Source organism: Caulobacter sp. GW821-FHT09B08, from assembly GCF_059418225.1.
Map to the genome: position 1 here is coordinate 576894 of NZ_JBWKPL010000003.1, position 24201 is coordinate 601094.

The window sequence follows — 24201 nt, forward strand, 5'->3', positions numbered from 1 at the left end:
GCCCGGAGTCGCGAGGGTCAGCCGCGCGCCACCAACACCTCGGCGATCTGCACCGCGTTCAGGGCTGCGCCCTTGCGCAGGTTGTCGCCCGAGACGAACAGCGCCAGGCCGTGCTCGACCGTCGGATCGGGACGCACCCGGCCGACGAACACCGGGTCCTGCCCCGTGGCTTCCAGCGGGTTGGGCACAGCGGTCACCACCACGCCCGGCGCCTGGCCCAGCAGTTCCAGCGCCTTGGCCGGCGAGAGGGCGCGCTCGAACTCGGCGTTGATCGACAGCGAGTGGCCCGTATAGACCGGCACGCGCACACAGGTGCCCGAGACCGGCAGGCCGGGGATCTCGAGGATCTTGCGGCTCTCGTCGCGCAGCTTCAGCTCCTCCTCGGTGTAGTCGTCCTCACCCAGCACGTAGTTCAGCGGCACCACGTTGAAGGCGATGGGCACGGCCCACTTCTCGGGCGGCGGCAGGGCCACAGCCTGGTTGTCGCGCGCCAGGCCGGCGCCGCCGCCATTTCCATTTTGGGCCGCCGCGCGCAGCTGGCTCTCCAGCACGCTGATGCCGGCCAGGCCGCCGCCCGACACGGCCTGGTAGGTCGAGACCACCAGCTTCTTCAGGCCCGCGGCCTCGTGCAGGGGCTTGAGCACCGGCATGGCGGCCATGGTGGTGCAGTTGGGATTGGCGACGATGCCCTTGGGGATCGTGTCCAGGGCGTGGGGGTTCACCTCGGCCACCACCAGCGGCACCTGCGGATCGTCGCGCCAGGCCGAGGAGTTGTCGATCACCACCGCCCCGGCGGCGGCCACCTTCGGGGCCAGGGCCCGCGAGGTCGAACCACCGGCCGAGAAGAACACGATGTCCAGGCCGGCATAGTCGGCGGTGGCGGCGTCCTCGACCACGATCTCCTGGCCGTTCCAAACCAGGGTCGAACCTGCCGACCGCGCCGAGGCGAACAGGCGCAGCGACTTCAGCGGGAAGTTCCGCTCGGCCAGCAGGGTGCGCATCATCTCGCCGACGAGGCCGGTGGCCCCGACGATGCCGACGGCGGGAGGATTGGCGGAAGAGAAGGTCTGGCTCACGGTATTGCGTCTCCTGTGGGTGCGGAGGCGCGGGTTCGTGCTGGTCTGGAAAAGACGAGCCCCGCGCATCGGCGGGGCTTGGTCCGGGTGTCGTGTCTAGACGCACATACCCGCACACGCCCCGCGGAAGCGGGTCGGTTTGCGGGTAATAATCTTGGTCGCGACGACGAACATGCGGGCTCTCTAGGGGCGAACGACGCCGATGTAAACGGCCACGCTCTGAAGGCGCTTAGAGTTTTCTTGAGGCCTGTTGCGCGGCTGGGGACAGGCGCATGCGCCTGTCCCCGGCTTCGGCCTAGTTCAGGTCCAGCACCACCACCGACTTGCTCGGCAGGGTCGCGGTCAGGGTGTCGCCCTTGATCGAGGCCGCCGTGAAAGCCGCCGGCTTGACCGCGTTAGGCGCGTCGAAGCTGTTATGGGCCGCCATGGTCGGGCCCGTCAGCACCCGGCCCTTGGCGGTCTTGCCCGCCACGCCGGCCAGCTTGATCGTCACGGTCGCCGACTTGTTGGGGTCGAGATTGACCAGGGCAACGTGGACCACGCCCGCCATGTCCTTGCCCGCCGAGGCGCTGACCGCCGGCACGCTGGACTTGCCCAGCGCATAGGCCGGGCTGTTGACCTCGACCGGCAGCGAGGTCGCGCCCTGGAACGGCTTGTAGAGGTCGTAGACCCAGTAGGTCGGGGTCAGCACCATCTTGTCGCCGTCGGTCAGGATCATGGCCTGCAGCACGTTGATCATCTGGGCGATGGCGGTCAGCCGCACCCGGTCGGCGTGCTTGTGGAAGATGTTCAGCGTCGCGCCCGCCACGACCGCGTCGCGCATGGTGTTCTGCTGGTAGAGGAAGCCCGGATTGGTGCCCGGCTCGACGTCGTACCAGATGCCCCATTCGTCGACATACAGGCCGACCTTCTTCTGGGGATCGTACTTGTCCATGATGGCGCTGTGCTTGGTGACCAGCTCGTCCATCTTCAGGGCCTGGACCATGGTGTCGGCCCACTCCTGCTCGTCGAACACCAGGGCCGAGCCCTTCTTGCCCCAGTGGCCGGTGGGGATGGTGTAGTAGTGCAGGCTCAGCGCGTTCATGTTCTTGGCCGCGCCGGCCATCAGAGTCTCGGTCCAGGCGTAGTCCTCGGCGTTGGGGCCGCTGGCCACCTTGACCGGCCGGTTACCCTGGGGCGCGCGCACGAACTCGGCGAAGTTGCGATAGAGGTTGGTGTAGTGGGCCGCCGTCATCTGGCCGCCGCAGCCCCAGTTCTCGTTGCCGACGCCGAAGTAGTCCAGCTTCCACGGCTTGTCGCGACCGTTGGCGCGACGCAGGTTGGCGATGGACGACTGGGTGGGCGAGGTCATGTACTCGACCCACTCGCTCATTTCCTGCGGCGTGCCGGTGCCGACATTGCCGGCGACGTAGGTCTTGGTGCCGATCAGCTCGGCGAAGTCCATGAACTCGTGGGTGCCGAAGCTGTTGGGCTCCTCGACGCCGCCCCACATCACGTTGACCTTCACGGGGCGCTTGTCGCGGGGACCGATCCCCTCGCGCCAGTGATAGTCGTCGGCGAAGCAGCCGCCGGGCCAGCGCACGACCGGCACCTTGATGGCCTTCAGGGCGGCGACCACGTCGTTGCGGTAGCCCTTGGTGTTGGGGATCTTGCTGTCCTCGCCGACCCACACGCCCTCGTAGATGCCCCGGCCCAGGTGCTCGGCGAACTGGCCGTAGACCTCGGGCTGGATCACCGCGCCCGGCTGGTCTGCGTGCAGGACGCCGGTGACGGCGGTCTGGGCGCTTGCGGCGCCCGCGAGCATGGCGGTGGCGAGGCCCGCGACGAGCGCGCGCTTCAGCGTGGTCAGCTTCACGTTTATTCCCTCCAGGTTCTTGTCGCCGGTTGGCCGGCTCGTTTGGCGGTCGCGACGGGGGCGAGCCCCCTCGCCCCCTAGTGGTTGTCGCGCGGCAGGCCCTTGGTCTGGGCGATGCGCTGGTACTTCACCGCCAGCTCCAGCACCGCGCCGGTCTCCATCTGGCCGACGATCGACCGCTGGATCTCCTGCCAGGGCGTCTGGCTTTCCGGGTACTTGTAGCCGCCGGCCGCCTCGAGCGCCTTGCGCCGCTCGACGATCTCCTCGGGCGTGATCAGCACGTCGACGCGCGACTTGCGCAGGTCGAAGCGGACCTTGTCGCCGGTCTTCAGCAGGGCCAGGCCGCCGCCCGCCGCCGCTTCCGGCGAGGCGTTGAGGATCGAGGGCGAGCCCGACGTGCCCGACTGGCGGCCGTCGCCGATGCAGGGCAGCTGATGGATACCCTGCTTGATCAGGTAGTCGGGGGCCCGCATGTTCACGACCTCGGCCGCGCCGGGATAGCCCACCGGGCCCGCGCCGCGCATGAACAGGATGCTGCGCTCGTTGATGCCCAGGGCCGGATCGTCGATCCGGTGGTGGTAGTCCTCGGGCCCGTCGAACACCACGGCCTCGCCCTCGAAGGCGTCCGGATCGTTCGGGTCCGACAGATAGCGCTCGCGGAACTCCGGCTTGATCACGCTGGTCTTCATGATCGCCGAATTGAAGAGGTTGCCGCGCATCACCACGAAGCCGGCGCGCTCGACCAGGGGCTTGTCGAACGGACGGATCACCGCCTCGTCCTCGATCTCGACGCCCTTGCAGGCCTGGCCGATCGTCTTGCCCGACACGGTCAGGGCGTCCTCGCGGATCAGGCCCTGGCCGATCAGCTGGCCCACCACCGCCGGCACGCCGCCGGCGTGGTAGTAGTCCTCGCCCAGATATTCGCCGGCCGGCTGCAGGTTGACCAGCAGCGGCACGTCCTCGCCACGGGTCTGCCAGTCGTCGACCGTCAGTTCCACGCCCATGTGGCGGGCCAGGCCGTTCAGGTGGATCGGGGCGTTGGTCGAACCGCCGATGGCCGAGTTGACAACGATGGCGTTGAGGAACGCGTCGCGGGTCAGGATGTCGGACGGCTTGAGGTCTTCCTTGACCATGTCGACGATCCGCAGGCCGGTGCGGTAGGCGTTCTCCTGCCGGTCGCGATACGGGGCCGGGATCGCGGCCGAGCCGGTCAGCGACATGCCCAGCGCCTCGGTCAGCGAGTTCATGGTCGTGGCCGTGCCCATGGTGTTGCAGTAGCCGGTCGAGGGGGCCGAGCTGGCCACCAGCTTGATGAAGCCGGCGCGGTCGATCTCGCCGGCCGCCAGCATCTCGCGGGCCTTCCAGACGATGGTGCCCGAGCCGGTGCGCTGGCCCTTGTGCCAACCGTTCAGCATCGGGCCGACCGACAGGGCGATGGCCGGGATGTTGACCGTCGCGGCGGCCATCAGGCAGGCCGGGGTGGTCTTGTCGCAGCCGATGGTCAGCACCACGCCGTCGATGGGATAGCCGTACAGGGTCTCGACCAGGCCGAGGTACGACAGGTTGCGGTCCAGACCCGCGGTCGGGCGCTTGCCGGTCTCCTGGATCGGGTGGACCGGGAACTCCAGGGCGATGCCGCCGGCCTCGCGGATGCCTTCGCGGATGCGCTCGGCCAGCACCAGGTGGTGGCGGTTGCAGGGCGACAGGTCCGAACCCGTCTGGGCGATGCCGATGATCGGCTTGCCCGACTGCAGCTCCTCCAGCGACAGGCCGAAGTTCAGATAGCGCTCCAGGTACAGCGCCGTCATGTCCACATTGTCCGGGTTGTCGAACCAGGCGCGCGAGCGAAGGGCGCGGGGCGGGACGGCGGCAGAGCTCATGACGGTCCTTGATAGGCGGCCCTGTAACGGCGGCAGGGCGTTGGATTCGGCTGGGACCTGGCGGACGCCGCCGTGCGGCGGTTCGCCATTCGAACGGAGCGCTCGACACCGCGCTCGCCCCGTCTCTCCCTATTTGTCTGACTATACCTACAAATGCCCTGCGTCAACGCGCGAGGCCGCTCGCTCCCGTCCCGAGGAAGGGGCGTTCGCGGTCGAGGCAAGAGCCTCGAAGACGTGACGTCGTCAGGAGATTCGGCGAGGCGTCGTCGCCGGGCGGAAGCGGCTAGTCGTCCGCCTCGATCGAGGCCCGGGTGTCCTCCAGCGCCAGCCCCACCAGCCGCTCCATGGCGGTCCGCGCCTGGTCCGGGCGGCCCGCGGCGATGGCGTCGAACACCTTCCAGTGGTCGGGCATGGGATTGCGGGGCAGCTCGCGCTTGCGCTGCTTGTAGATGGTGGTCCAGCGCACGGCGGCGCCGATGCTGCTGGACAGGGTGAACAGCGGCGCGTTGCCGGTGGCCTCCAGCACGGTGTCGTGGAAGTCGCGGTCGGCGGCCTGGCCGGCCTCGGTGGCCAGGGTCTGGCTCTCCATCTGGATCAGCGCCTGGCGCATGCGCTCCAGCTGGCCGTCGTCGCGACGCTCGGCGGCCAGGGCGGCGGCGGCCGGCTCGACGATCATCCGCAGTTCGTACAGTCCCTGGAGGAATTCTTCGCTGGGCTCGGTGGCGAAGCACCAGGCCAGCACCTCGGGGTCCAGCAGGCTCCAGCGGGTGCGCTCGGTGACCCGGGTGCCGGTCTTGGGGCGGCTCTCGACCAGGCCCTTGGCCGACAGGATGCGGATGGCCTCGCGATAGGCGCTGCGCGACACCTGCAGCTGCTCGCTGGCGTCGATCTCGTTGTTGAGGATGTCGCCCGGCGCGTACTGGCCCGAGACGATGGCCACGCCCAGGGTGCGGGCGATGGAGCCGTGGATCCGGCTGCCGGACGCCTGCTCACCGTCCGCCGCCTTGCCCTTCTTCTTCGCCACGCCCGCTCCGTCTCCCGCCGATCCCGACGCAGGGCGAGACTAGAGACAGTTTGTCCGACCACAAGGGGTTTCGGGACAGCGGCTTCGCCCATCGACGCGGCGAAAAACACACCGCTTTCAGGTGTGCGATCGAATAGGCCAGGCACCGTTCCGGGTTTGACAGGCGATCTTGGATCGCTATTTGTCTGACTAAATAATCCATTTCGTCGAGAGGTCGCGACAGCCATGGTGCTGCGGTTCGTGCAACTGAAGGAACAGGACGGGTCGCGGATCCTCGCGGCGGTCAACGACGCGGGCCTGGCCCGGCGCGTCGAGGTGGCCGACACCCTGCTGGACCTGGCCCAGGCGGCGATCAAGGTCGGCGCCACCCTGGCCGAGACCGCCCAGTCCAGCCCGCTCGGCGCCGAGATCGACATCCCCGCCGCCCTGGCCGAGGGCCGCGTCCTGGCGCCCATCGACCATCCCGATCCGGCCCACCTGGTCCTGACCGGCACGGGCCTGACCCACCTCGGCTCGGCCGAGGGCCGGGACAAGATGCACAAGGCCGCGCAAGCTGGGGAAAACCTCACCGACTCCATGCGGATGTTCCTGATGGGCGTCGAGGGCGGCAAGCCGACCGACGGCCAGGTCGGCGCCCAACCGGAGTGGTTCTACAAGGGCGACGGCTCGCACGTGGTCGGCCACGGCGCGGCCCTCACCTCCCCCGCCTTCGCCAAGGACGGCGGCGAGGAGCCCGAGATCGCCGGGATCTATGTCATCGGTCCGGACGGCACGCCCCATCGCCTGGGCTTCTGCCTGGCCAACGAGTTCTCCGACCACGTGATCGAGCGCGGCAACTATCTGTGGCTGGCCCACTCCAAGCTGCGCCAGGCGGCCCTCGGCCCAGAACTGCTGACCGGCGAGCTGCCGGCCGACGTGCGCGGCGCCAGCCGCATCGTGCGCGGAGGCGAGACGGTGTGGGAAAAGTCCTTCCTGTCGGGCGAGGCGAACATGTCCCACACCATCGCCAATCTCGAGCATCACCACTTCAAGTACGACATCTTCCGAAAGCCGGGCGACGTGCACGTGCACTTCTTCGGCACGGCCACCCTGTCGTTCTCCGACGGCTTCCAGACGAAGGTCGGCGACGTGTTCGAGATCGAGGCCGCGCCGTTCCTCTATCCGGCCCACAACCCGCTGGCCCAAGCCGACGAAAAGCCGGTGACAGTCCGCAGCCTGTAGGGCCGCCCCGGCAGAGACCTTCAAGCGATCGCGTCGGAAGCCGGGCATGCTGGGCTTCCGACGCCCATCATCGACCCAAGCGAGGCTCCCGATGTCCGACACCGTCCTGCGCGCCCTCAACCCGGCCACCAACGAGGCCTTTGGTCCGGGCTATGCCGAGCCCGACGCGGCGGCGATCGAAGCCGCCTGCACGGCCGCCGCAGCGGCGTTCGATGTCTATCGCGAGACGGATCTCGAAACCCGCGCCGCCTTCCTGGAGGCCATCGCTGCCCAGATCGAGGCCCTGGGCGACGAACTGATCCAGACCGCCATGGCCGAGACCGGCCTGCCCCAGGCGCGCCTCACCGGCGAGCGTGGCCGCACCACCGGCCAGCTTCGGCTGTTCGCCCAGGTCGTGCGGCGCGGCGACTGGATCGGGGCGCGGATCGACCCGGCCCTGCCCGAGCGCACGCCCCTGCCCCGTTCGGACCTGCGCCAGCGCTTCATCCCGCTGGGACCGGTGGTGGTGTTCGGAGCCAGCAACTTTCCCCTGGCCTTCTCGACGGCCGGCGGCGACACCGCCTCGGCCCTGGCGGCCGGCTGTCCGGTGATCGTCAAAGGCCACCCGGCCCATCCCAACACCGCCGCCCTGGTCGGCGGGGCCATCGAGAAGGCGGTCGCCGCCAGCGGCCTGCCCAAGGGCGTCTTCGCTCAGCTGATCGGCGCCTCGCACGAGCTGGGCGGCGGCCTGGTGCGCGACCCGCGCGTCAAGGCCGTGGGCTTCACCGGCTCGCGGGCCGGCGGCATGGCCCTGGTGCGGATCGCCGCCGAGCGGCCCGAGCCGATCCCGGTGTTCGCCGAGATGAGCAGCGTCAATCCGGTGGTGCTGATGCCCGCCGCCCTGGCCGCCCGCGCCGAGGCGCTGGGAACGGCCTTCGTCGGATCCCTGACCCTGGGCGCGGGCCAGTTCTGCACCAATCCAGGCCTGATCTTCGCCCTGAAGGGTCCCGACCTCGACCGCTTCGAGGCCGCCGCCGTCGCCGCCCTGAACGCCGCCGCGCCGCACGTCATGCTGACCCCTGGCATCTTCGGCGCCTACGAGCAGGGCGTCGATCGCCTGGCCGAACGCGAGGGCGTCACCCTGCTGGCGCGCGGCTGCGTGGGCGACGGGGTCAACCAGGCGGTCGGGGCGCTGTTCGCCGTCGACGCCGAAACCTTCGCCCGCGACGCGGCGCTGAGCCACGAAGTGTTCGGTTCGTCGTCGGTGATCGTCCGGGTCGAGGATGCCGCCCAGTTGGCCGCCGTGCTGGAGGGGCTGGAGGGCCAGCTGACCGCCACCCTGCAGATGGACCCCGCCGACGCCGAGGCCGCCCGCGCCCTGCTGCCGATCCTGGAGCGCAAGGCCGGCCGCATCCTGGCCAACGGCTGGCCGACTGGGGTCGAGGTCAGCCACGCCATGGTCCACGGCGGTCCGTTCCCGGCCACCTCCGACCCGCGCGGCACCTCGGTGGGCACGCGCGCCCTCGAGCGCTTCCTGCGACCGGTCTGCTACCAGGACATCCCCGACACCCTGCTGCCGCCGGCCCTGAAGGCCGACAATCCGCTGGGCGTGAAGCGGGCCGTGGACGGCGTGCTCTAAGCCTCGATCTCGACCGCGTTGCACACCGCTTATTTGTCAGACTATATGGACAAATGAGCGGCCAGTCAGAGCCGCGCCGTCGTGCAACGAGGAAACCCATGAAGCTTTGCCTGACCCGCGCCCTCCTGGCCGCCGCCCTCGTCGCTGTTCCGGCCGGCGCCTTCGCGGCGGACTACACGCGGGCCGGGTTCGGCAAGACGCCGGACGGGGTCGAGGTCGAGGCCATTACCCTGACCAATGGCCACGGCGTCAGCGCCACGATCATCACCTACGGCGCCACCCTGCAGTCGCTGATCGCCCCCGGCCGCGACGGGACCAAGGCCGACATCGTGCTGGGCTTCAAGGATGCGGAAGCCTACGCCAAGAACGCCAGCTACTTCGGGGCCTCCATCGGCCGGTTCGGCAACCGCATCGGCAAGGGCAAGTTCGACCTGGACGGCAAGACCTACCAACTGGCCCTGAACGACCACGGCCTGGCCGCCCTGCACGGCGGGGCCAAGGGCTTCGACAAGCAGGTCTGGACGGTGTCGGAGGTCAAGCGCGGCCCGACGGCCTCGGTCACCTTCACCCGCGTCAGCCCCGACGGCGAGGAGGGCTATCCCGGAACCCTGACCGCCACGGCCACCTACGCCCTGGACGAGCAGGACAACCTGACGATCCGATACGGCGCCACCACCGACAAGCCGACCATCGTCAACATGACCAACCACGCCCTGTTCAACCTGGCCGGCGAAGGCTCTGCCGACGGGGCCATGGGCAACGTCCTGACCCTGGCCTCCGAAGGCTACACCCCCGTCGACGCCGAACTGATCCCGACCGGCGCGATCACGCCCGTGGCCGGCACCCCGTTCGACTTCCGCAAGCCCACGGCGGTAGGCGACCGCATCCGCGACGCCCGCGATCCGCAGATCGTCGTCGGCCGCGGCTACGACCACAACATGGTGCTGACCGGCAAGGCCGGCGGCGCCCCGCGCTTCAACGCCCGGCTGGCCGATCCCAAGAGCGGCCGGGTGCTGGAGATCCTCAGCGACCAGCCGGGCATCCAGTTCTATGCCGGCAACTTCATCGACGGCACGATGACGGGCAAGAGCGGCAAGCTCTACCGCCAGGGCGACGGCATCGCCCTGGAGCCCCAGCACTTCCCCGACGCTCCCAACAAGCCCGCCTTCGCCCCCGTGCGGCTGGACCCGGGCCAGACCTACAGCAACACGATGGTGTTCAAGCTGACGACGCAGAAGTAGTCGCCGACCTCAGCTCCGAGGCAGGACCTGGGGCGCGGCCTCACCCTTCCAGTGCAGTTCCAGGGCCTGCCCTTTGAAGGCCACCCGCAGGATGTCGATCCCGTCGACGGCGAACAGCCCGTCAGAGGTCAGCGCCATCAGGCGGCGGGGTTCGGGCCACAGCCGGTGACCCGGTCGGGCGATCCACAGGCCGTCCTTTTCGGCGGTGACCACGTACTTGCCGCCGTACGATCCGACCGCGCCCTTGGCCGCGGCTTCGGACACGATCACCGGATGCAGCCGAGCTTCGACCTCGGGCAGCGCCCAATCGTAGTCAGCCTGGATCTCCGGCGCGGGATGCTTGGCGGCCAGCGCCTTCAAAGCCAACGACTGGGCCATCTCCAGGGCCAAGGACGGCGAGATCGCAACGTCGGGCGCGACACCAGCCCCCTCCCAATTGGACTTGCTGACCGCATGCACGGGGCGGCCGGTCGAGACGCTCAGCATGTAACCGGGTGCGACGGGGAAGAAGTCGTTGTTGTTGGCCGCCCCCGCCGTGGACGCGCCGATCAGCGCACCCAACTTGAACTGCTGGACGTCGTAGGCGAACGACTCGGCGGCCGAACCCACACCCTTGTCGATCAGCACATAGAGCGACTTGCCGATCATCCTGCCGGCCGGAAGGTTGTCCAGGACACGCGTCTGCACCGGCTCCTCGCCGGCGTGCAGGAAGGTGATCTCCAGCGTCCCGGCCTTGAGGAAGTGGCTGATCGCGTACTGAACGGCCTCGGCGCTGCCGCCGCCGTTGCCGCGCAGGTCGATGACCACCGCGTCGCCGCCCTTCAGGAAGCGCATGGCCCCGTCGTAGGCCTGGCCTGCCTCGTCGGCCACCCATTCGAAGCCGGAGATTCTCAAGTAGCGGACGTTGCCCGGCAGGATGCGCGTTTCGACCAGGCCGTAATTGTCGCGCCGGGCGTTGGCGGCGTCGAAATCGCCGAGCCCCGCGCTTGGTCCCTCTCCCGGCGCGCCGGGCGGCGTGCTGATCGCGGCGGCGTAGCGCTGCGGATCGTACTGGATATAGGCGTGCCCATCATTCGCGGACTCGCGCAGGTCGGCGGAGATCAGGGCCGCCAGTTCGTTGGGATTGGCGACATTGTAGCGCCCGCTCGCCTTGCCCTTGTCCAGCCGGGCCAGGACGTTCGGGACCTTCTCGGGAAAGACGTAGCTCTTCTTGTAGGCGGCCTTGACGGCGGCGATCACCGCGTCGCGGTCCGCCGGCGACAGGACGGCGGCCCCTTGAGCCTCCGTGACAGGACTGCGGACCTGGGCCAGGACCGGCGCGGCCGACGACATCAAGGCAAGCGCCATCGCAGCGACGGGAAGAGACTTCAAGCGCATGGGTAACTCCGAAAACAGAAGAGGGGTCTAAGGCGCGGGTCGGCCGGCGACCGTTGCGGCGGCCTGCCTTATTCGCTCCCCGAAGGATTTGTGGCTGAGGGCCGCGATCGCCTCGGTCGCGATCTGGGTGAGCGGCGTCGACAGTTCGGCGTCCAGCTGGTCGGCGGCCGCGTTGACCGCCGACCATTGGACTTGCAAGGCCGGCATCATGGCCTCGGCGCGCGCCGTCAGCGCGACGATCCGCTCGCGAGCGTCGGCGCCGGGGCGCAGCTCGACCAGAGCGTCCTTAGCCATCTGCGAAACGGTCTGGCTGACGGCCGAGTGGCTGATCCCGATCTGCTGCGACAAAATACGGATCGAAGCTGGACCATGCGCCATCAAGGACCGCACGACCGGCGTATAGCGCGGCCGCCATGCCAAGCCGGCGGCCGCATAGGCCGCCTCGACCTCGCCATCCAGCAGATCGATCAGATGACGGAGCAAGGCGCCGAGCGTGGCCGTGGGGCGGTTCATGGCGATATGTATAAGCGCTGTTATATGTCCGTCAACCGGATACTGCGGCGCTTCCTCAAGGCGGCTTTACCCCACCCGCGCCGCCAGGAAATCCACGAACGCCCGCACCCGCGCGGGCGTCTGGGCGCCGCCGACGAACACGGCGTGGAAGGGTTCGCGCTCGCCGCCGTTGAACGGCTCCAGCAGGGCGACCAGCCGCCCCTCGGCCAGATCGCGGACCACGGCGTAGCGGCCGACGCGGGCGATCCCGGCGCCGTCCCGCGCCAGCTGGATGGCCGCGTCGCCGCTATTGACCTCGACCACATTGGGCACGGCCAGCTCGAACGCTTGGCCCTCGCGCCGGAACAGCCAGCCCTGGCGCGAACGGCGGAAGTTAAAGCCGATGCAGGCGTGATCCATCAGGTCCTCGGGCGCCTGGGGCGTTCCATGCCGCGCCAGATAGGCCGGCGAGGCCGCCACCACGCGGTCGCTGTCGCCCAGCTTGCGGGCGGTCAGGCCGCTGTCGGGCAAAGGGCCGATGCGGATCGCCACGTCCGCCTGGCCGCCGGTCAGATCGACCATGGCGTCGCTGAGGCTGAGGTCCAGCAGGATGCCGGGATAGAGGGCCAGGAACTCGCCGACCAGGGGCAAGATGTACATACGGCCATAGCCCGCCGACGATGAGACACGCAGGCGGCCGCGCGGGGCGGCCTGGTCCATCACCGCCTGCTCGGTCTCGGTCAGGTCTTCCAGGATGCGCAGGGCCGCGCGGTGATAGGCCTGCCCCTCCGGCGTCAGGGTCAGGGCGCGGGTGGTGCGGATCAGCAGGCGCACGCCCAGCCGGGCCTCCAGCCGCGCGATCACCCGGCTGACCGCCGAGGGCGTCAGCTCCAACCCACGCGCCGCGGCCGAGAAGCTGCCGGTGGCCACCACGCGGACCAGCACCTCCATGTCGCCAGCCCGATCCACCCACTCGCGCGCCATCTGTGCGCTCCGATCAAAAATGCTTGGCTCTCGCCCTATCTAATACGCCGAATTCTTCCCGCTACCTTTGCCTTTCGAACAAGGAGAGGTTTTCCATGCAAGTCTTCGTCACCGGCGCCAGCGGCTTCATCGGCGGTTCGGTCGCCGTCCGGCTGGTCCAGGCCGGCCATGCCGTGCGCGGCCTGATCCGCGATCCGTCCCGCGCCGACGAACTGCGCGCTCACGGGATCGAGCCGGTGATCGGGACCCTGGCCGACCACGACGTGCTGACCCGCGAAGCCGAAGCCGCCGACGCGACGATCAACGCCGCCAGCAGCGACGACCGCGCCGCCGCCGACACCCTGATCGCGGCCCTGGCCGGCAGCGGCAAGACCCTGATCCACACCAGCGGCTCCAGCATCGTCGGCGACGAGGCCATGGGCGAACCGTCCGAGCGGGTCTTCGACGAGGACACCCCGTTCAGGCCCGAGCCCGACAAGGAAGCCCGCGTGGCCCTGGACAACGCGGTCCTCGCCGCCCCCGGCGTGCGCTCGATCGTGCTGTGCAACACCCTGATCTACGGCACGGCCCTGGGCCCCAAGTCCAAGAGCGTGCAGCTGCCGCGCCTGATCGCCCAGGCCAAGGCTTCGGGCCAGGCGCCCTATATCGGCCGGGGCTTGAACCGCTGGTCCAACGTCCACATCGCCGACGTCGCCGACCTCTATCTGCTGGCCCTGGAGACGGCGCCCGACGGCCTGTTCGCCTTCGTCGAGAGCGGCGAGGCCTCTTACCTCGACATGGCCCAGGCCATCGGCGAGGCCATGGGCCTGCCGGCCGCGTCGCTGGACGCCGAGGCGGCCAACGCCCTGTGGGGCCGCGAAATGGCGGTCTTCGGCCTGGGCTCCAACAGTCGAGTGCGCGGCCACCGCGGCCGCGACCTGGGCTGGACGCCCAGCCGCCCGTCGGTGATCGACTGGATCAAGGCCGAGGTGCGCTGATCGCGATCGGGTCGGTCCGGCGAAAAAGGCGCTGGACTGACCCAAGGGCGCCGGAGTCCTCATCGGTTCAAACAACCGTTCTGGGAGGACGCCGCAATGCCCGAAGCCCTGATCATCGACGCCTGCCGCACGCCGCGCGGCATCGGCAAGGTCGGCAAGGGAGCCCTCGCCGACTTCCATCCCCAGCACCTGGCCGCCACCGTGTTGAAGGCCCTGGCCGAGCGGAATCAGCTGAACACCGCCGAGGTCGACGACATCGTCTGGGGCACCAGCACCCAGCGCGGCAAGCAGGGCGCGGACCTGGGCCGCATGGCGGCGCTGGACGCCGGTTACGACGTGCGGGCCAGCGGCATGACCCTGGACCGCTTCTGCGGCTCGGGCATCACCACGGTGAACATCGCCACCGCCTCGATCATGTCGGGCATGGAGGACCTGGTCATCGCCGGCGGGACCGAGATGATGTCCTACACCGCCGCCACGGCCGACCGCACCTCGGTGGGGCTGCTGGACAGCGGCAATCTCAGCCTCCGCGCCAAGCATCCGCAAAGCCACCAGGGCGTCTGCGCCGACGCCATCGCCACCCTGGAAGGCATCCCCCGCCAAGCCCTGGACGAGCTGGCCCTGCTGAGCCAGCAGCGCGCCGACCAGGCCATCCGCGAGGGCCGCTTCGACCGCGCCTTGGTTCCGGTCTTCCGCGAGGACGGCTCGGTGGCCCTGGACCGCGAGGAGTTCCCGCGCCCCGAGACCACCCTGGAGGGCCTGTCGTCGCTGAAGGCCTCGTTCGAGGTGATGGCCGGCGTGCCCATCGACGAGAACGGCATGACCCTGGGCGGCCTGATCCGGCAAGTCTATCCGGACCTGAAAATCAACCACGTCCACCATGCCGGCAACTCCTCGGGCGTGGTCGACGGGGCGGCGGCGGTGCTGCTGGCCTCGCCTGACTACGCCGCCAAGCATGGTCTGAAGCCTCGCGCCCGGATCGTGGCCATGGCCAACATGGGCGACAGTCCCACCCTGATGCTGAACGCCCCCGTCCCCGCCGCCCGCAAGGTGCTGGCCAAGGTCGGCCTGACGGTCGACGACATCGACCTGTGGGAGATCAACGAGGCCTTCGCCGTGGTGGCCGAGAAGTTCATCCGCGACCTGGGCCTCGACCGCGACAAGGTCAATGTGAACGGCGGGGCCATGGCCCTGGGCCACCCGATCGGCGCCACCGGCTCGATCCTGATCGGCACCATGCTGGACGAGCTGGAGCGCCGCGACCTCAAGCGGGGTCTGGTGACCATGTGCGCGGCCGGCGGCATGGCCCCGGCGGTGATCATCGAGCGGATCTAAGGCCTTCGCCTTCAGAAGGCGGACGAAAAGCACGCGAACGCTACGGCCCGTCGAAAGACCGGTCGTGGCGTTCGTCGTTTCGCGTTCCTGTTTCCAGCCACGAAACACACGCGCTTGGGCTCGTTGCACCTTGCGGGTCACGATCAGCTCAAGTACGACAACGTTGTCAGTCGGCTCTGTATTTCTTCGTTTAGTTAAATCGACCGTTCGAGAACGCGAGCTTTAGCCAAACATCGCGCCGAACCGGACAAAATCGAAGCAAAGCCCGAAACGTGGCGCGGTGTCCTAGGGAAGGAACAACGGAATGAAGCGACAGCCCCTGCGAGGCCTGGCCCTGGCCCTGATGCTGACCACCGCCCTGCCGGCCGCCGCCGCGCACGCTCAGGCCGCCGCGCCCGCCGTCGCGTCCAAACCCTGGATGAACGCCAAGCTTTCCGCCGACCAGCGCGCCGACCTGATCGTCGCCCAGATGACCCAGGACGAGAAGCTGGCCCTGGTGTTCGGCTTCTTCGGCTCCAACCAGAAAAAGCCGCAGTTCACCCCCTCGCCCGAGGCCCGGATGGGCTCGGCCGGCTACATCCCCGGCATCGCGCGCCTGGGCGTGCCGCCGCTGTGGGAGACCGACGCCGGCGTGGGCGTGGCCTCGCAGCGCGAGTCGAGCGATCCCTATCGCGAGCGCACCTCCCTGCCCTCGGGCCTGGCCACCGCCGCCACCTGGAACCCCGAGCTGGCCTACAAGGGCGGGGCGATGATCGGCTCGGAGGCCCGTTCGTCGGGCTTCAACGTCCAGCTGGCCGGCGGCATCAACCTGGCCCGCGAGCCGCGCAACGGCCGCAACTTCGAATACGGCGGCGAAGACCCTCTGCTGGCCGGCGTCATCGTCGGGGCCCAGATCAAGGGCATCCAGTCCAACAAGATCATGTCGACCATCAAGCACTGGGCCCTGAACGCCCAGGAGACCGGCCGCATGACCGTCAGCTCCAACATCGACGACGCGGCCGCCCGCCAGTCCGACTTCCTGGCCTTCGAGATCGCCATCGAGCAGTCGGATCCGGGCTCGGTGATGTGCGCCTATAACCGCATCAACGGGACCTATGCCTGCGAGAGCGACTATCTGCTGAACGAGGTGCTCAAGAAGGACTGGGGCTACAAGGGCTTCGTGATGTCGGACTGGGGGGCGGTGCACTCCACCGCCAAGGCCGCCAATGCGGGCCTGGACCAGGAGTCGGCCTGGACCTTCGACAAGCAACCCTTCTTCGGCGCGCCGCTGAAGGCGGCCGTGGCCGATGGCTCCGTGCCCCAGGCGCGGCTGGACGACATGGCCCGCCGCATCACCCGCTCGATGTTCGCCCACGGCCTGTTCGACCATCCGGTGACGACGGCCAAGGGCCCCATCGACTTCGCCGCCCACGCCAAGGTCACCCAGGCCGACGCCGAAGAAGCCATCGTCCTGTTGAAGAACGACGGCGGTCTGCTCCCCATCGCCAAGAGCGCCAAGAAGATCGTGGTCATCGGCTCGCATTCCGACGTCGGCGTGCTGTCGGGCGGCGGCTCCTCGCAGGTGTTCCCGGTCGGCGGCATGGCGGTGAAGGGCCTGGGCCCCAAGGGCTTCCCCGGCCCCATCGTCTATCACCCCTCCTCGCCGCTGAAGGCGCTGCAGGCCCGCAATCCCGGCACGACCTTCGTCTACGATGACGGCGCCGACCCGGCCGCCGCCGCCAAGGCCGCGGCCGGCGCCGACCTGGTGCTGGTCTTCGCCCACCAGTGGGCCGCCGAGTCCCAGGACTATTCCCTGACCCTGGCCGACAACCAGGACGCCCTGATCGACGCCGTGGCTTTGGCCAATCCCAAGACCGCCGTGGTGCTGGAGACCGGCGGGCCGGTGCTGATGCCGTGGCTGGCCAAGGTAAGCGCCGTGGTCGAGGCCTGGTACCCGGGCACCAACGGCGGCGAGGCCATCGCCCGCGTCCTGACCGGCGAGGTCAATCCGTCGGGCCGCCTGCCGATCACCTTCCCGCAGAGCGCCGAGCAGCTGCCGCGTCCGGTCATCGACTGCGACCCGGCCAAGCCGGAGGACTTCTGCGACGCCGCCTACAGCGAAGGCGCGGCGGTCGGCTACAAGTGGTTCGACCTTAAGGGCCACGCGCCGCTGTTCGCCTTCGGCCACGGCCTGTCCTACTCGACCTTCGGCTACGGCGACCTGAAGACCAGCGTCGTCGGCGACAAGCTGACCGTCAGCTTCAAGGTCACCAACACCGGCAAGACCGCCGGCAAGGATGTGGCCCAGGTCTATGTGGGTCCCAAGGGCGGTTCGGGCTGGGAGGCGCCGCGCCGCCTGGGCGGCTTCAAGAAAGTCGATCTCGCGCCCGGCGCCAGCACCACCGTCAGCGTCACCGTCGATCCGCGCCTGCTGGCGACCTTCGACTCCAAGGCCAAGACCTGGACCATCGCCGCCGGGACCTACGAGGTCTCGCTGGGGGCGTCGTCCCGCGACCTGAAGGCCAAGGCCGATACGACCCTGGCGGCGAAGACACTGCCGGTGTCGTACGACGGGAATTAGCCACGGCTGGGGACAGGCGCATGCGCCTGTCCCCGACCTCGTCCACGACCTACCGTCCCACCGGCCCCGTCGAGGCCCGCACGGTCAGTTCGAACGGCGCCAGCGTGCTGCCCGAGATCGATTTCTCCCCCGCCGCGCTGGCCTTGATCAGCAGGTCGGCCGCCGCCTCGGCCATCTTGGCCACCGGCTGGCGGACGGCGGTCAGCGGCGGGGTGCTGAGCCGCACGCCGATGGTGTCGTCGAAGCTGAGGATCGACAGGTCGCCCGGCACGGACAGACCCCGCGCCTGGGCGACGCTGACCACGCCGAGCGCCATCTGGTCGTTGGAGGCCATGATCGCGGTCGGCGGCTGGGCGAGATCGAGCAAGGCCTGCGCCCCGGCCACCCCGGCCTCGAAGGTGAAGTCGCCCTTGTAGACCCGCTCCTCGGGTACGGGATGTCCCGCCGCCTCCATCGTCGCCAGGAAGGCCTCGACCCGCTGGATCGAGGACGAGAACCGGTAGTCGCCGGCGATCATGCCGATGGCCGTATGGCCCAGGCCCAGCAGATGCTTGGTGGCCTGCCGCGCGGCGGCGCGGTCGTCCATATAGACCCGCGCGCCCTGCCCTCGCGCCGGGGTGTTCAGCCGCACGAACGGGATGTTCCGTTTCTTCAGCACGCCCAGCACCACGGGGTCCTCGCAATTGGGTGGCGTCAGGATCACGCCGTCGGGCTGCAGCGACGACAGGACGGCGGTGATCTGGCGCTCCAGCTGGTCGGACTCGCGGTCGACCAGTTCGAACATCAGGTGGTAGCCCGACCGCTCGCAGCGCAGCATGGCGCCGTACAGCATCTGGTCGATCCACTCGTTGCCGCGCTCGCTGCGCCAGTTGTCCAGGGTCAGGCGGCGGTCGTTGAAGGCCACCAGCAGGTAGGAGCGCGAACCGGCCATGGTCCGGGCGGCCTTGCTGGGGCTGTAGCCCAGCTTGTCGACCGCTTCGAGCACCCGCGCCTTCAGGTCGGGCGTGACGTTGGGCTCGTCGTTGAGGACCCGCGACACCGTCTTGACCGACACGCGCGCCCGTTCGGCGACATGGATGATCGTGGCCGGCCGCTTGGCCATTCGGGCTCCGTTACACCGGTTCGCGGCGACCGTAGCGAGCGGGAAAGAGTCTGTCTTCCTCCATGCCGCTTGACGACAATGGGAGCGCTATCATCTAAGACCGTCCCAACGACACGACATGAGGGATCGCGCCATGAGCATCACCGGTGAACTTCTGATCGACGGCGGCGCGCGCGCCGGGACCGGCGGCCCGATCCTGGCGGTCGACCCCAGCACGGGCGAGACCCTGCCCGTCACCTTCGGCGGCGCGACCAAGGCCGACCTGGACGAGGCGGCGGCCCTGGCGGCGGCGGCGTTCGGCCCCTATCGCTCGACCTCGCCCGAAGCCCGCGCGGCGTTCCTGGAAACCATCGCCGCCAAGATCGAAGCGATCGGCGACGACCTGATCGTGCGCGCCATGGCCGAGACCGGCCTGCCCCGCGTGCGCCTCGAAGGCGAGCGCGGCCGCACCATGGGCCAGCTGAAGATGTTCGCCGGCGTGCTGCGCGACGGCGGCTGGCTGGAAGCCCGCATCGACCCGGCCATGCCGGAACGCAAGCCCCTGCCGCGTCCGGACCTGCGCCTGCGCAACGTGCCGCTGGGCCCGGTGGCGGTGTTCGGCGCCAGCAACTTCCCGCTGGCCTTCTCGGTGGCCGGCGGCGACACCGCCTCGGCCCTGGCGGCCGGCTGCCCGGTGGTGGTCAAGGCCCACCCGGCCCACCCCGGCACCTCGGAACTGGTCGGCCGCGCCATCCAGGACGCCGTCAAGGAAGCCGGCCTGCCCAGCGGCGTCTTCGCCCTGCTGCACGACGCGGGCATCGAGATCTCGCAAGGCCTGGTGGCCGACGCCCGCATCAAGGCGGCCGGCTTCACCGGTTCGCGCCGCGCTGGCCTGGCTCTGCTGGCCATCGCTCAAGGCCGTCCCGAGCCGATCCCGTTCTATGCCGAGATGAGCAGCATCAACCCGGTGCTGTTGCTGCCCAACGCTCTGAAGGCGCGCGGCGCGGCCATCGCCCCGGACTTCGTCGCCGCCTTGACCCAGGGCGCGGGCCAGTTCTGCACCAATCCCGGCCTGATCCTGGCCATCGACGGCCCCGAGCTGGACGCCTTCCTGGCCGCCACCGCCGAGGTCGTGGCCAAGGCTCCCGCCGGCCAGATGCTGACCCCCGGCATCTGCAAGGCCTACACCGGCGGCGTCAAAGCGCTGTCGGAGACCTCGGGCGTCGCCGAAGTCGCCCACGGCCTGGAAGGCGGCCACGGCCAGGGCCGCGCGGCCCTGTTCAGCGTCGACGCCAAGACCTTCCTGGCCACGCCGCACCTGCAGGACGAAGTGTTCGGCGCCGCCTCGCTGGTGGTCCGCGCCAAGGACCTGGCCGAACTGACGGCGGTGATCACCGCCCTGGAAGGCCAGCTGACCATCGCCGTGCACATGGACGAGGCCGACACCGACCTGGCCCGCGCCCTGCTGCCGGCCCTGGAGCTCAAGGCCGGCCGCGTACTGATCAACGGCTTCGGCACCGGCGTCGAGGTGGGCCACGCCATGGTCCACGGCGGCCCGTTCCCCTCGACCTCGGACGCCCGCACCACCTCGGTCGGCTCGCTGGCGATCTTCCGCTTCCTGCGGCCGGTTTCGTACCAGAACCTGCCGGCGGCGCTGCTGCCGGTGGAGCTGCAGGATGGCAACCCGCTGGGCATCGCGCGTCGGGTGGACGGGAAGGTTCAGCTGGCGTAGGCGCCGCGTTTGCTGCTGGGGACAGGCGCATGCGCCTGTCCCCAAGTCGCGCTATTCCCCTCAGTCGCTCCGCGACAGCTCCCCCAGAGGGGGAGCATCTACTCGGAAAATCCTCCCCCTTTGGGGGAGGTGGCCCGGAGGGCCGGAGGGGGCTCAGGCGGTCCCATACCCCCCGCCGCCCGGCGTCTCGATCACGATCGCATCGCCCGCCGCGACCTCCACCGCATCGGTCGCGCCCAGCACCTGCACCGAGCCATCCGCCCGCTCGACCCGGGCCTTGCCCAGCGCCCCGACACAACCACCCGCCAAACCAAACGGCGCCACCCGCCGCCGGTTGGACAGCAGAGTCGCCGTCATCGGCTCCCTGAACCCGATCTTCCGCACCACGCCGTCACCGCCGCGATGCGCCCCCGCCCCGCCCGAGCCGCGCCGGATCGAGAAGGCCTGGACCAGCACCGGATAGCGGCTCTCCAGCACCTCCGGATCGGTCAGGCGGCTGTTGGTCATGTGGGTTTGGACCGCGTCAGCGCCGTCGAAGTCGGGCCCCGCGCCAGCCCCGCCGCAGATGGTCTCGTAGTACTGCCGCCGGTCGTCCCCGAACGTGAAGTTGTTCATCGTCCCCTGTGCGCCGGCCATCACGCCCAGCGCGCCGTAGAGCGCGTCGACCACCACCTGGCTTGTCTCGACGTTTCCAGCCACCACCGCCGCCGGGTAGCGCGGCCGCAGCATCGAGCCTTCGGGGATCACCAGCTCGACCGGCCGCAGGCAGCCGTCGTTCATCGGTATCTCGTCGTCCACCAGGGTGCGGAAGACATACAGCGCCGCTGCCCGGCAGATCGAAGCCGGGGCGTTGAAGTTGGTCGGGACCTGGTCGCTGGTGCCGGTGAAGTCCACCCGGGCCGTGCGGGCCTCGCGGTCCACGGTGATCGCCACCTTCACCACCGAACCGTCGTCCAGCTCGTAGGCGAAGTCGCCGTCGGCCAGGGTGGCCAAAACCCGCCGCACGGCCTCCTCGGCGTTGTCCTGCACGTGGGCCATATAGGCCTCGACCACGTCCTGGCCGAACTCGGCGACGAGGCCGGTCAGGCTCTCCGCGCCGCGCGCGCAGGCCGCGACCTGGGCCTTGAGGTCGCCGATGTTCTGGTCGGGATTACGGGCCGGCCATCTGCCCGAGGCCAACAGGGCGCGAACCTCGGCCTCCAGGAAACGCCCGCCCTCGACCAGCAGGAAGTTCTCGATGAGGACGCCTTCCTCCTCGACCGTGCGGCTGTTGGGCGGCATCGAGCCCGGGGTGATCCCGCCGATGTCGCCTTGGTGGCCACGCGCAGCGACGTAGAAGGTCAGCACGCCCGCCGCGTCGAACACCGGCATCACCACCGTCACGTCCGGCAGGTGGGTGCCGCCGTTGTAGGGGGCGTTGAGCATGTAGACGTCGCCGGGCTTGAGCCCCCGGCCGTCGTGCAGCCGCCCGTCGCGGATGGCCCGCACGCTGTCCCCCATCGAGCCCAGGTGCACGGGCATGTGCGGGGCGTTGGCGATCAGGTTTCCGTCGCGGTCGAACAGGGCGCAGGAGAAATCCAGCCGCTCCTTGATGTTGACCGAATAGGCGGTGTTCTGCAGGGCGAAACCCATCTCCTCGGCCACGGCCATGAAGAGGTTGTTGAACACCTCCAGCATCACCGGATCGGCCTTGGTCCCGGCCGCCTGGCGCGGCGCGAGGGCGGCCACGCGGTCGATGATCAGGTTCAGGTGACGGTCGACCGTGGCCCGCCAACCGGGCTCGATCACCGTGGTGCCGGTTTCCTCGCGGACGATGGCCGGCCCCGGAACCTCCCAGGCGATGGGCAGGGAGGCGCGGTCGTAGACGGGCGCTTGGTGCTCGGCGCCCGCCATGCGGACAGGCAGGGTCGCCAGCGGCTCGGGACGCTCCTGCGCGCCAAGGCCCAGGTCCGGCGCGTCGCCCGCGTCGGTGTGGCCGATGGCCTCCACGGCCAGGGCCTCGACCACCAGGGCCGTGCTGGGCGAGACGAAGCCGAAGCGGCGCTGGTGCAGGACCTCGAACGCCTCGCGCACGGCTTCCGAGTCGCCCAGGGGCACGCGCAGCGGCGTGTCGGTCCCGGCGTACTTCACGAGCAGGCTGGCGACCGTCTCGACACGAAGCAGCGGCACGTTCTGGGCGCGCAGGGCCGCTTCCGCCTCCCCCGCCAAGGTCGCGGCGCGAGCGACCAGGTCGCCCGCCGCCTCGGCGAGCGGCCGCTCAACAGTCGCCTCGCGCATCGTCCGCAAGTCAGCCAGGCCCATGCCGTAGGCGCTGAGCACGCCCGCGAACGGGTGGATCATCACCTCGGTCATGCCCAGGGCGTCGGCCACCAGGCAGGCATGCTGGCCGCCCGCCCCGCCGAAACAGGCCAGGACGTAGCGGGTGACATCGTAGCCGCGCTGGATCGAGATCTGCCGCACGGCCTTGGCCATGTTCTCCACGGCGATGGTCACGAAGCCCTCGGCGATCTCCTGCGGGGTCATGACCTTGCCGGTGGCGGCCAGGATCTCGTCGGCCATCGCCTCGAAGCGCGCCACGACGATGTCGCGGTCCAGGCGCTGGTCGGCGTTGGGGCCGAACACCGCCGGGAAGAAGTCGGGCGACAGCTTGCCCAGCATGACGTTGCAGTCGGTCACCGTCAGCGGCCCGCCGCGCCGGTAGCAGGCCGGACCCGGATTGGCGCCCGCCGAGGCCGGTCCCACCCGAAACCGCGCGCCGTCGAACGAACAGATCGAACCGCCGCCGGCCGCGACGGTGTGGATGTTCATCATCGGCGCGCGCATGCGCACGCCGGCCACCACCGTCTCGTAGGCCCGCTCGTACTCGCCGGCGAAATGGCAGACGTCGGTGGAGGTGCCGCCCATGTCGAAGCCGATCACCCGCTCGAACCCGGCCTGGGCCGCCGTCCGCGCCATGCCGACCACGCCGCCGGCCGGACCGGATAGGATGGCGTCCTTGCCCCGGAAGGCATGGGCGTCGGTCAGGCCGCCGTTGGATTGCATGAAGAGGAGCCGGGTTTCGCGCCCCAGCGCATCGGCCATCTTGTCGACATAGCGGCGCAGGATCGGCGACAGATAGGCGTCGACCACCGTGGTGTCGCCCCGCCCGACCAGCTTCATCAGCGGGCTGACCTCGTGGCTGACCGACACCTGGGTGAAGCCGATCTCGCGGGCGATGGTCGCGACGCGGGCCTCGTGATCGGTGAAGCGGAAGCCATGCAGCAGCACGATGGCTACGGCGCGAAAGCCTTCGTCGAAGGCCGCCTGGAGATCCGCGCGTGCGGCGGTCTCGTCCAGCGGACGCAGCACGCTGCCCTCGACGCTCATCCGCTCGTCGATCTCGACCACGCGGGTGTAGAGGGCCTCGGGCTTGACGATGTTGCGGTCGAACAGCTTGGGCCGGGCCTGGTAGCCGATGCGCAGGGCGTCGGCGTGGCCTTTCGTGATCGCCAACACCGTCGGCTCGCCCGCCCGTTCCAGCAGGGCGTTGGTGGCCACGGTGGTGCCCATCTTCACCGCGTCGACGCCGCCGCCCTCCAGCAGGGCCCGGACACCGGCCACGGCGGCGTCGTCATACTGCTCGGGGTTTTCCGACAGCAGCTTGTGGGTCAGCAAGGACCCGTCCGGCCGTCGCGCGACGATGTCGGTGAAGGTGCCGCCGCGGTCGATCCAGAACTCCCAGCCGCGCTGCGTCATCAAGGTCCCCTTT

At 69.6% G+C, this 24201-nt stretch carries 16 protein-coding genes; 7 read left to right on the forward strand and 9 right to left on the reverse strand.

The window, feature by feature from the left end:
• Window positions 1–17: 17 nt before the first annotated feature.
• The 4 genes from AC07OA_RS13280 to AC07OA_RS13295 form a co-directional block, all read right to left on the reverse strand.
• Window positions 18–1076: an aspartate-semialdehyde dehydrogenase gene (locus tag AC07OA_RS13280; protein ID WP_494664279.1), complete on the reverse strand. Its 1059-nt coding sequence runs from the start codon at window positions 1074–1076 to the stop codon at window positions 18–20.
• Between the two features lie 295 nt (window positions 1077–1371).
• Window positions 1372–2880 carry an alpha-N-arabinofuranosidase gene (locus tag AC07OA_RS13285; protein ID WP_494664310.1) on the reverse strand — a complete coding sequence of 503 codons (1509 nt, stop codon included), beginning with the start codon at window positions 2878–2880 and terminating at the stop codon, window positions 1372–1374.
• A 128-nt stretch (window positions 2881–3008) separates the two neighbouring features.
• Complete coding sequence (locus tag AC07OA_RS13290) at window positions 3009–4811, reverse strand: IlvD/Edd family dehydratase (RefSeq protein ID WP_494664280.1); 1803 nt, start codon at window positions 4809–4811, stop codon at window positions 3009–3011.
• A 283-nt stretch (window positions 4812–5094) separates the two neighbouring features.
• Window positions 5095–5835, reverse strand: coding sequence for a FadR/GntR family transcriptional regulator (locus AC07OA_RS13295; RefSeq protein ID WP_494664281.1), 741 nt, complete (start codon window positions 5833–5835; stop codon window positions 5095–5097).
• Window positions 5836–6060: 225 nt separating this feature from the next.
• Here AC07OA_RS13295 and araD1 point away from each other — a divergent pair, with 225 nt between their 5' ends.
• The 3 genes from araD1 to AC07OA_RS13310 all read left to right on the forward strand — a co-directional run bounded on the left by araD1 (window position 6061) and on the right by AC07OA_RS13310 (window position 9915).
• The gene (gene araD1 / locus AC07OA_RS13300) at window positions 6061–7056 is read left to right on the forward strand and encodes an AraD1 family protein (protein ID WP_494664282.1); all 996 of its coding nucleotides are present in this window, start codon (window positions 6061–6063) and stop codon (window positions 7054–7056) included.
• A 91-nt stretch (window positions 7057–7147) separates the two neighbouring features.
• Window positions 7148–8674, forward strand: a complete 1527-nt coding sequence (locus AC07OA_RS13305) for an aldehyde dehydrogenase (NADP(+)) (protein WP_494664283.1) — start codon at window positions 7148–7150, stop codon at window positions 8672–8674.
• A 98-nt stretch (window positions 8675–8772) separates the two neighbouring features.
• On the forward strand, window positions 8773–9915 hold the full coding sequence (locus AC07OA_RS13310; protein ID WP_494664284.1) for an aldose epimerase family protein: 1143 nt from the start codon (window positions 8773–8775) through the stop codon (window positions 9913–9915).
• A gap of 9 nt (window positions 9916–9924) precedes the next feature.
• On the opposite strand, the gene AC07OA_RS13315 is transcribed toward AC07OA_RS13310, so the two are convergent.
• From AC07OA_RS13315 to AC07OA_RS13325, 3 genes are all read right to left on the reverse strand, one after another.
• A complete protein-coding gene (locus AC07OA_RS13315) occupies window positions 9925–11247 on the reverse strand; it encodes a S41 family peptidase (protein ID WP_494664285.1) in 1323 nt (440 codons plus the stop codon).
• Between the two features lie 72 nt (window positions 11248–11319).
• Window positions 11320–11805, reverse strand: coding sequence for a winged helix DNA-binding protein (locus AC07OA_RS13320; protein ID WP_494664286.1), 486 nt, complete (start codon window positions 11803–11805; stop codon window positions 11320–11322).
• Window positions 11806–11871: 66 nt separating this feature from the next.
• Window positions 11872–12768, reverse strand: coding sequence for a LysR family transcriptional regulator (locus tag AC07OA_RS13325; RefSeq protein ID WP_494664287.1), 897 nt, complete (start codon window positions 12766–12768; stop codon window positions 11872–11874).
• Between the two features lie 95 nt (window positions 12769–12863).
• Between AC07OA_RS13325 and AC07OA_RS13330 the strand changes: the two genes are divergently transcribed.
• The 3 genes from AC07OA_RS13330 to AC07OA_RS13340 all read left to right on the forward strand — a co-directional run bounded on the left by AC07OA_RS13330 (window position 12864) and on the right by AC07OA_RS13340 (window position 17640).
• Window positions 12864–13745, forward strand: coding sequence for an NAD-dependent epimerase/dehydratase family protein (locus AC07OA_RS13330; protein WP_494664288.1), 882 nt, complete (start codon window positions 12864–12866; stop codon window positions 13743–13745).
• A gap of 96 nt (window positions 13746–13841) precedes the next feature.
• Window positions 13842–15080, forward strand: coding sequence for an acetyl-CoA C-acetyltransferase (locus AC07OA_RS13335; protein WP_494664289.1), 1239 nt, complete (start codon window positions 13842–13844; stop codon window positions 15078–15080).
• A gap of 304 nt (window positions 15081–15384) precedes the next feature.
• Window positions 15385–17640, forward strand: coding sequence for a beta-glucosidase (locus AC07OA_RS13340; RefSeq protein WP_494664290.1), 2256 nt, complete (start codon window positions 15385–15387; stop codon window positions 17638–17640).
• Window positions 17641–17689: 49 nt separating this feature from the next.
• Here the strand turns inward: AC07OA_RS13340 and AC07OA_RS13345 are convergent, their stop codons facing one another.
• Window positions 17690–18742 (reverse strand): LacI family DNA-binding transcriptional regulator, encoded by a 1053-nt coding sequence (locus AC07OA_RS13345; protein WP_494664291.1) that lies wholly within the window; start codon window positions 18740–18742, stop codon window positions 17690–17692.
• A gap of 133 nt (window positions 18743–18875) precedes the next feature.
• Between AC07OA_RS13345 and AC07OA_RS13350 the strand changes: the two genes are divergently transcribed.
• Entirely contained in the window at window positions 18876–20453 is a 1578-nt protein-coding gene (locus AC07OA_RS13350) for an aldehyde dehydrogenase (NADP(+)) (RefSeq protein ID WP_494664292.1), read from the forward strand.
• A gap of 153 nt (window positions 20454–20606) precedes the next feature.
• On the opposite strand, the gene AC07OA_RS13355 is transcribed toward AC07OA_RS13350, so the two are convergent.
• Complete coding sequence (locus AC07OA_RS13355; RefSeq protein WP_494664293.1) at window positions 20607–24188, reverse strand: hydantoinase B/oxoprolinase family protein; 3582 nt, start codon at window positions 24186–24188, stop codon at window positions 20607–20609.
• Window positions 24189–24201 lie beyond the last annotated feature (13 nt).

What these genes read in the sequence shown, in the direction of transcription:
- AC07OA_RS13350 (WP_494664292.1), top strand. Translation starts at nt 18,876, where the DNA reads ATGAGCATCACCGGTGAACTTCTGATCGACGGCGGCGCGCGCGCCGGG.
- AC07OA_RS13290 (WP_494664280.1), bottom strand. Translation starts at nt 4,811, where the DNA reads ATGAGCTCTGCCGCCGTCCCGCCCCGCGCCCTTCGCTCGCGCGCCTGG.
- AC07OA_RS13355 (WP_494664293.1), bottom strand. Translation starts at nt 24,188, where the DNA reads ATGACGCAGCGCGGCTGGGAGTTCTGGATCGACCGCGGCGGCACCTTC.
- AC07OA_RS13310 (WP_494664284.1), top strand. Translation starts at nt 8,773, where the DNA reads ATGAAGCTTTGCCTGACCCGCGCCCTCCTGGCCGCCGCCCTCGTCGCT.
- AC07OA_RS13340 (WP_494664290.1), top strand. Translation starts at nt 15,385, where the DNA reads ATGAAGCGACAGCCCCTGCGAGGCCTGGCCCTGGCCCTGATGCTGACC.
- AC07OA_RS13320 (WP_494664286.1), bottom strand. Translation starts at nt 11,805, where the DNA reads ATGAACCGCCCCACGGCCACGCTCGGCGCCTTGCTCCGTCATCTGATC.
- AC07OA_RS13315 (WP_494664285.1), bottom strand. Translation starts at nt 11,247, where the DNA reads ATGTCGTCGGCCGCGCCGGTCCTGGCCCAGGTCCGCAGTCCTGTCACG.
- AC07OA_RS13285 (WP_494664310.1), bottom strand. Translation starts at nt 2,880, where the DNA reads ATGCTCGCGGGCGCCGCAAGCGCCCAGACCGCCGTCACCGGCGTCCTG.
- AC07OA_RS13345 (WP_494664291.1), bottom strand. Translation starts at nt 18,742, where the DNA reads ATGGCCAAGCGGCCGGCCACGATCATCCATGTCGCCGAACGGGCGCGC.
- araD1 (WP_494664282.1), top strand. Translation starts at nt 6,061, where the DNA reads ATGGTGCTGCGGTTCGTGCAACTGAAGGAACAGGACGGGTCGCGGATC.
- AC07OA_RS13305 (WP_494664283.1), top strand. Translation starts at nt 7,148, where the DNA reads ATGTCCGACACCGTCCTGCGCGCCCTCAACCCGGCCACCAACGAGGCC.
- AC07OA_RS13335 (WP_494664289.1), top strand. Translation starts at nt 13,842, where the DNA reads ATGCCCGAAGCCCTGATCATCGACGCCTGCCGCACGCCGCGCGGCATC.
- AC07OA_RS13325 (WP_494664287.1), bottom strand. Translation starts at nt 12,768, where the DNA reads ATGGCGCGCGAGTGGGTGGATCGGGCTGGCGACATGGAGGTGCTGGTC.
- AC07OA_RS13330 (WP_494664288.1), top strand. Translation starts at nt 12,864, where the DNA reads ATGCAAGTCTTCGTCACCGGCGCCAGCGGCTTCATCGGCGGTTCGGTC.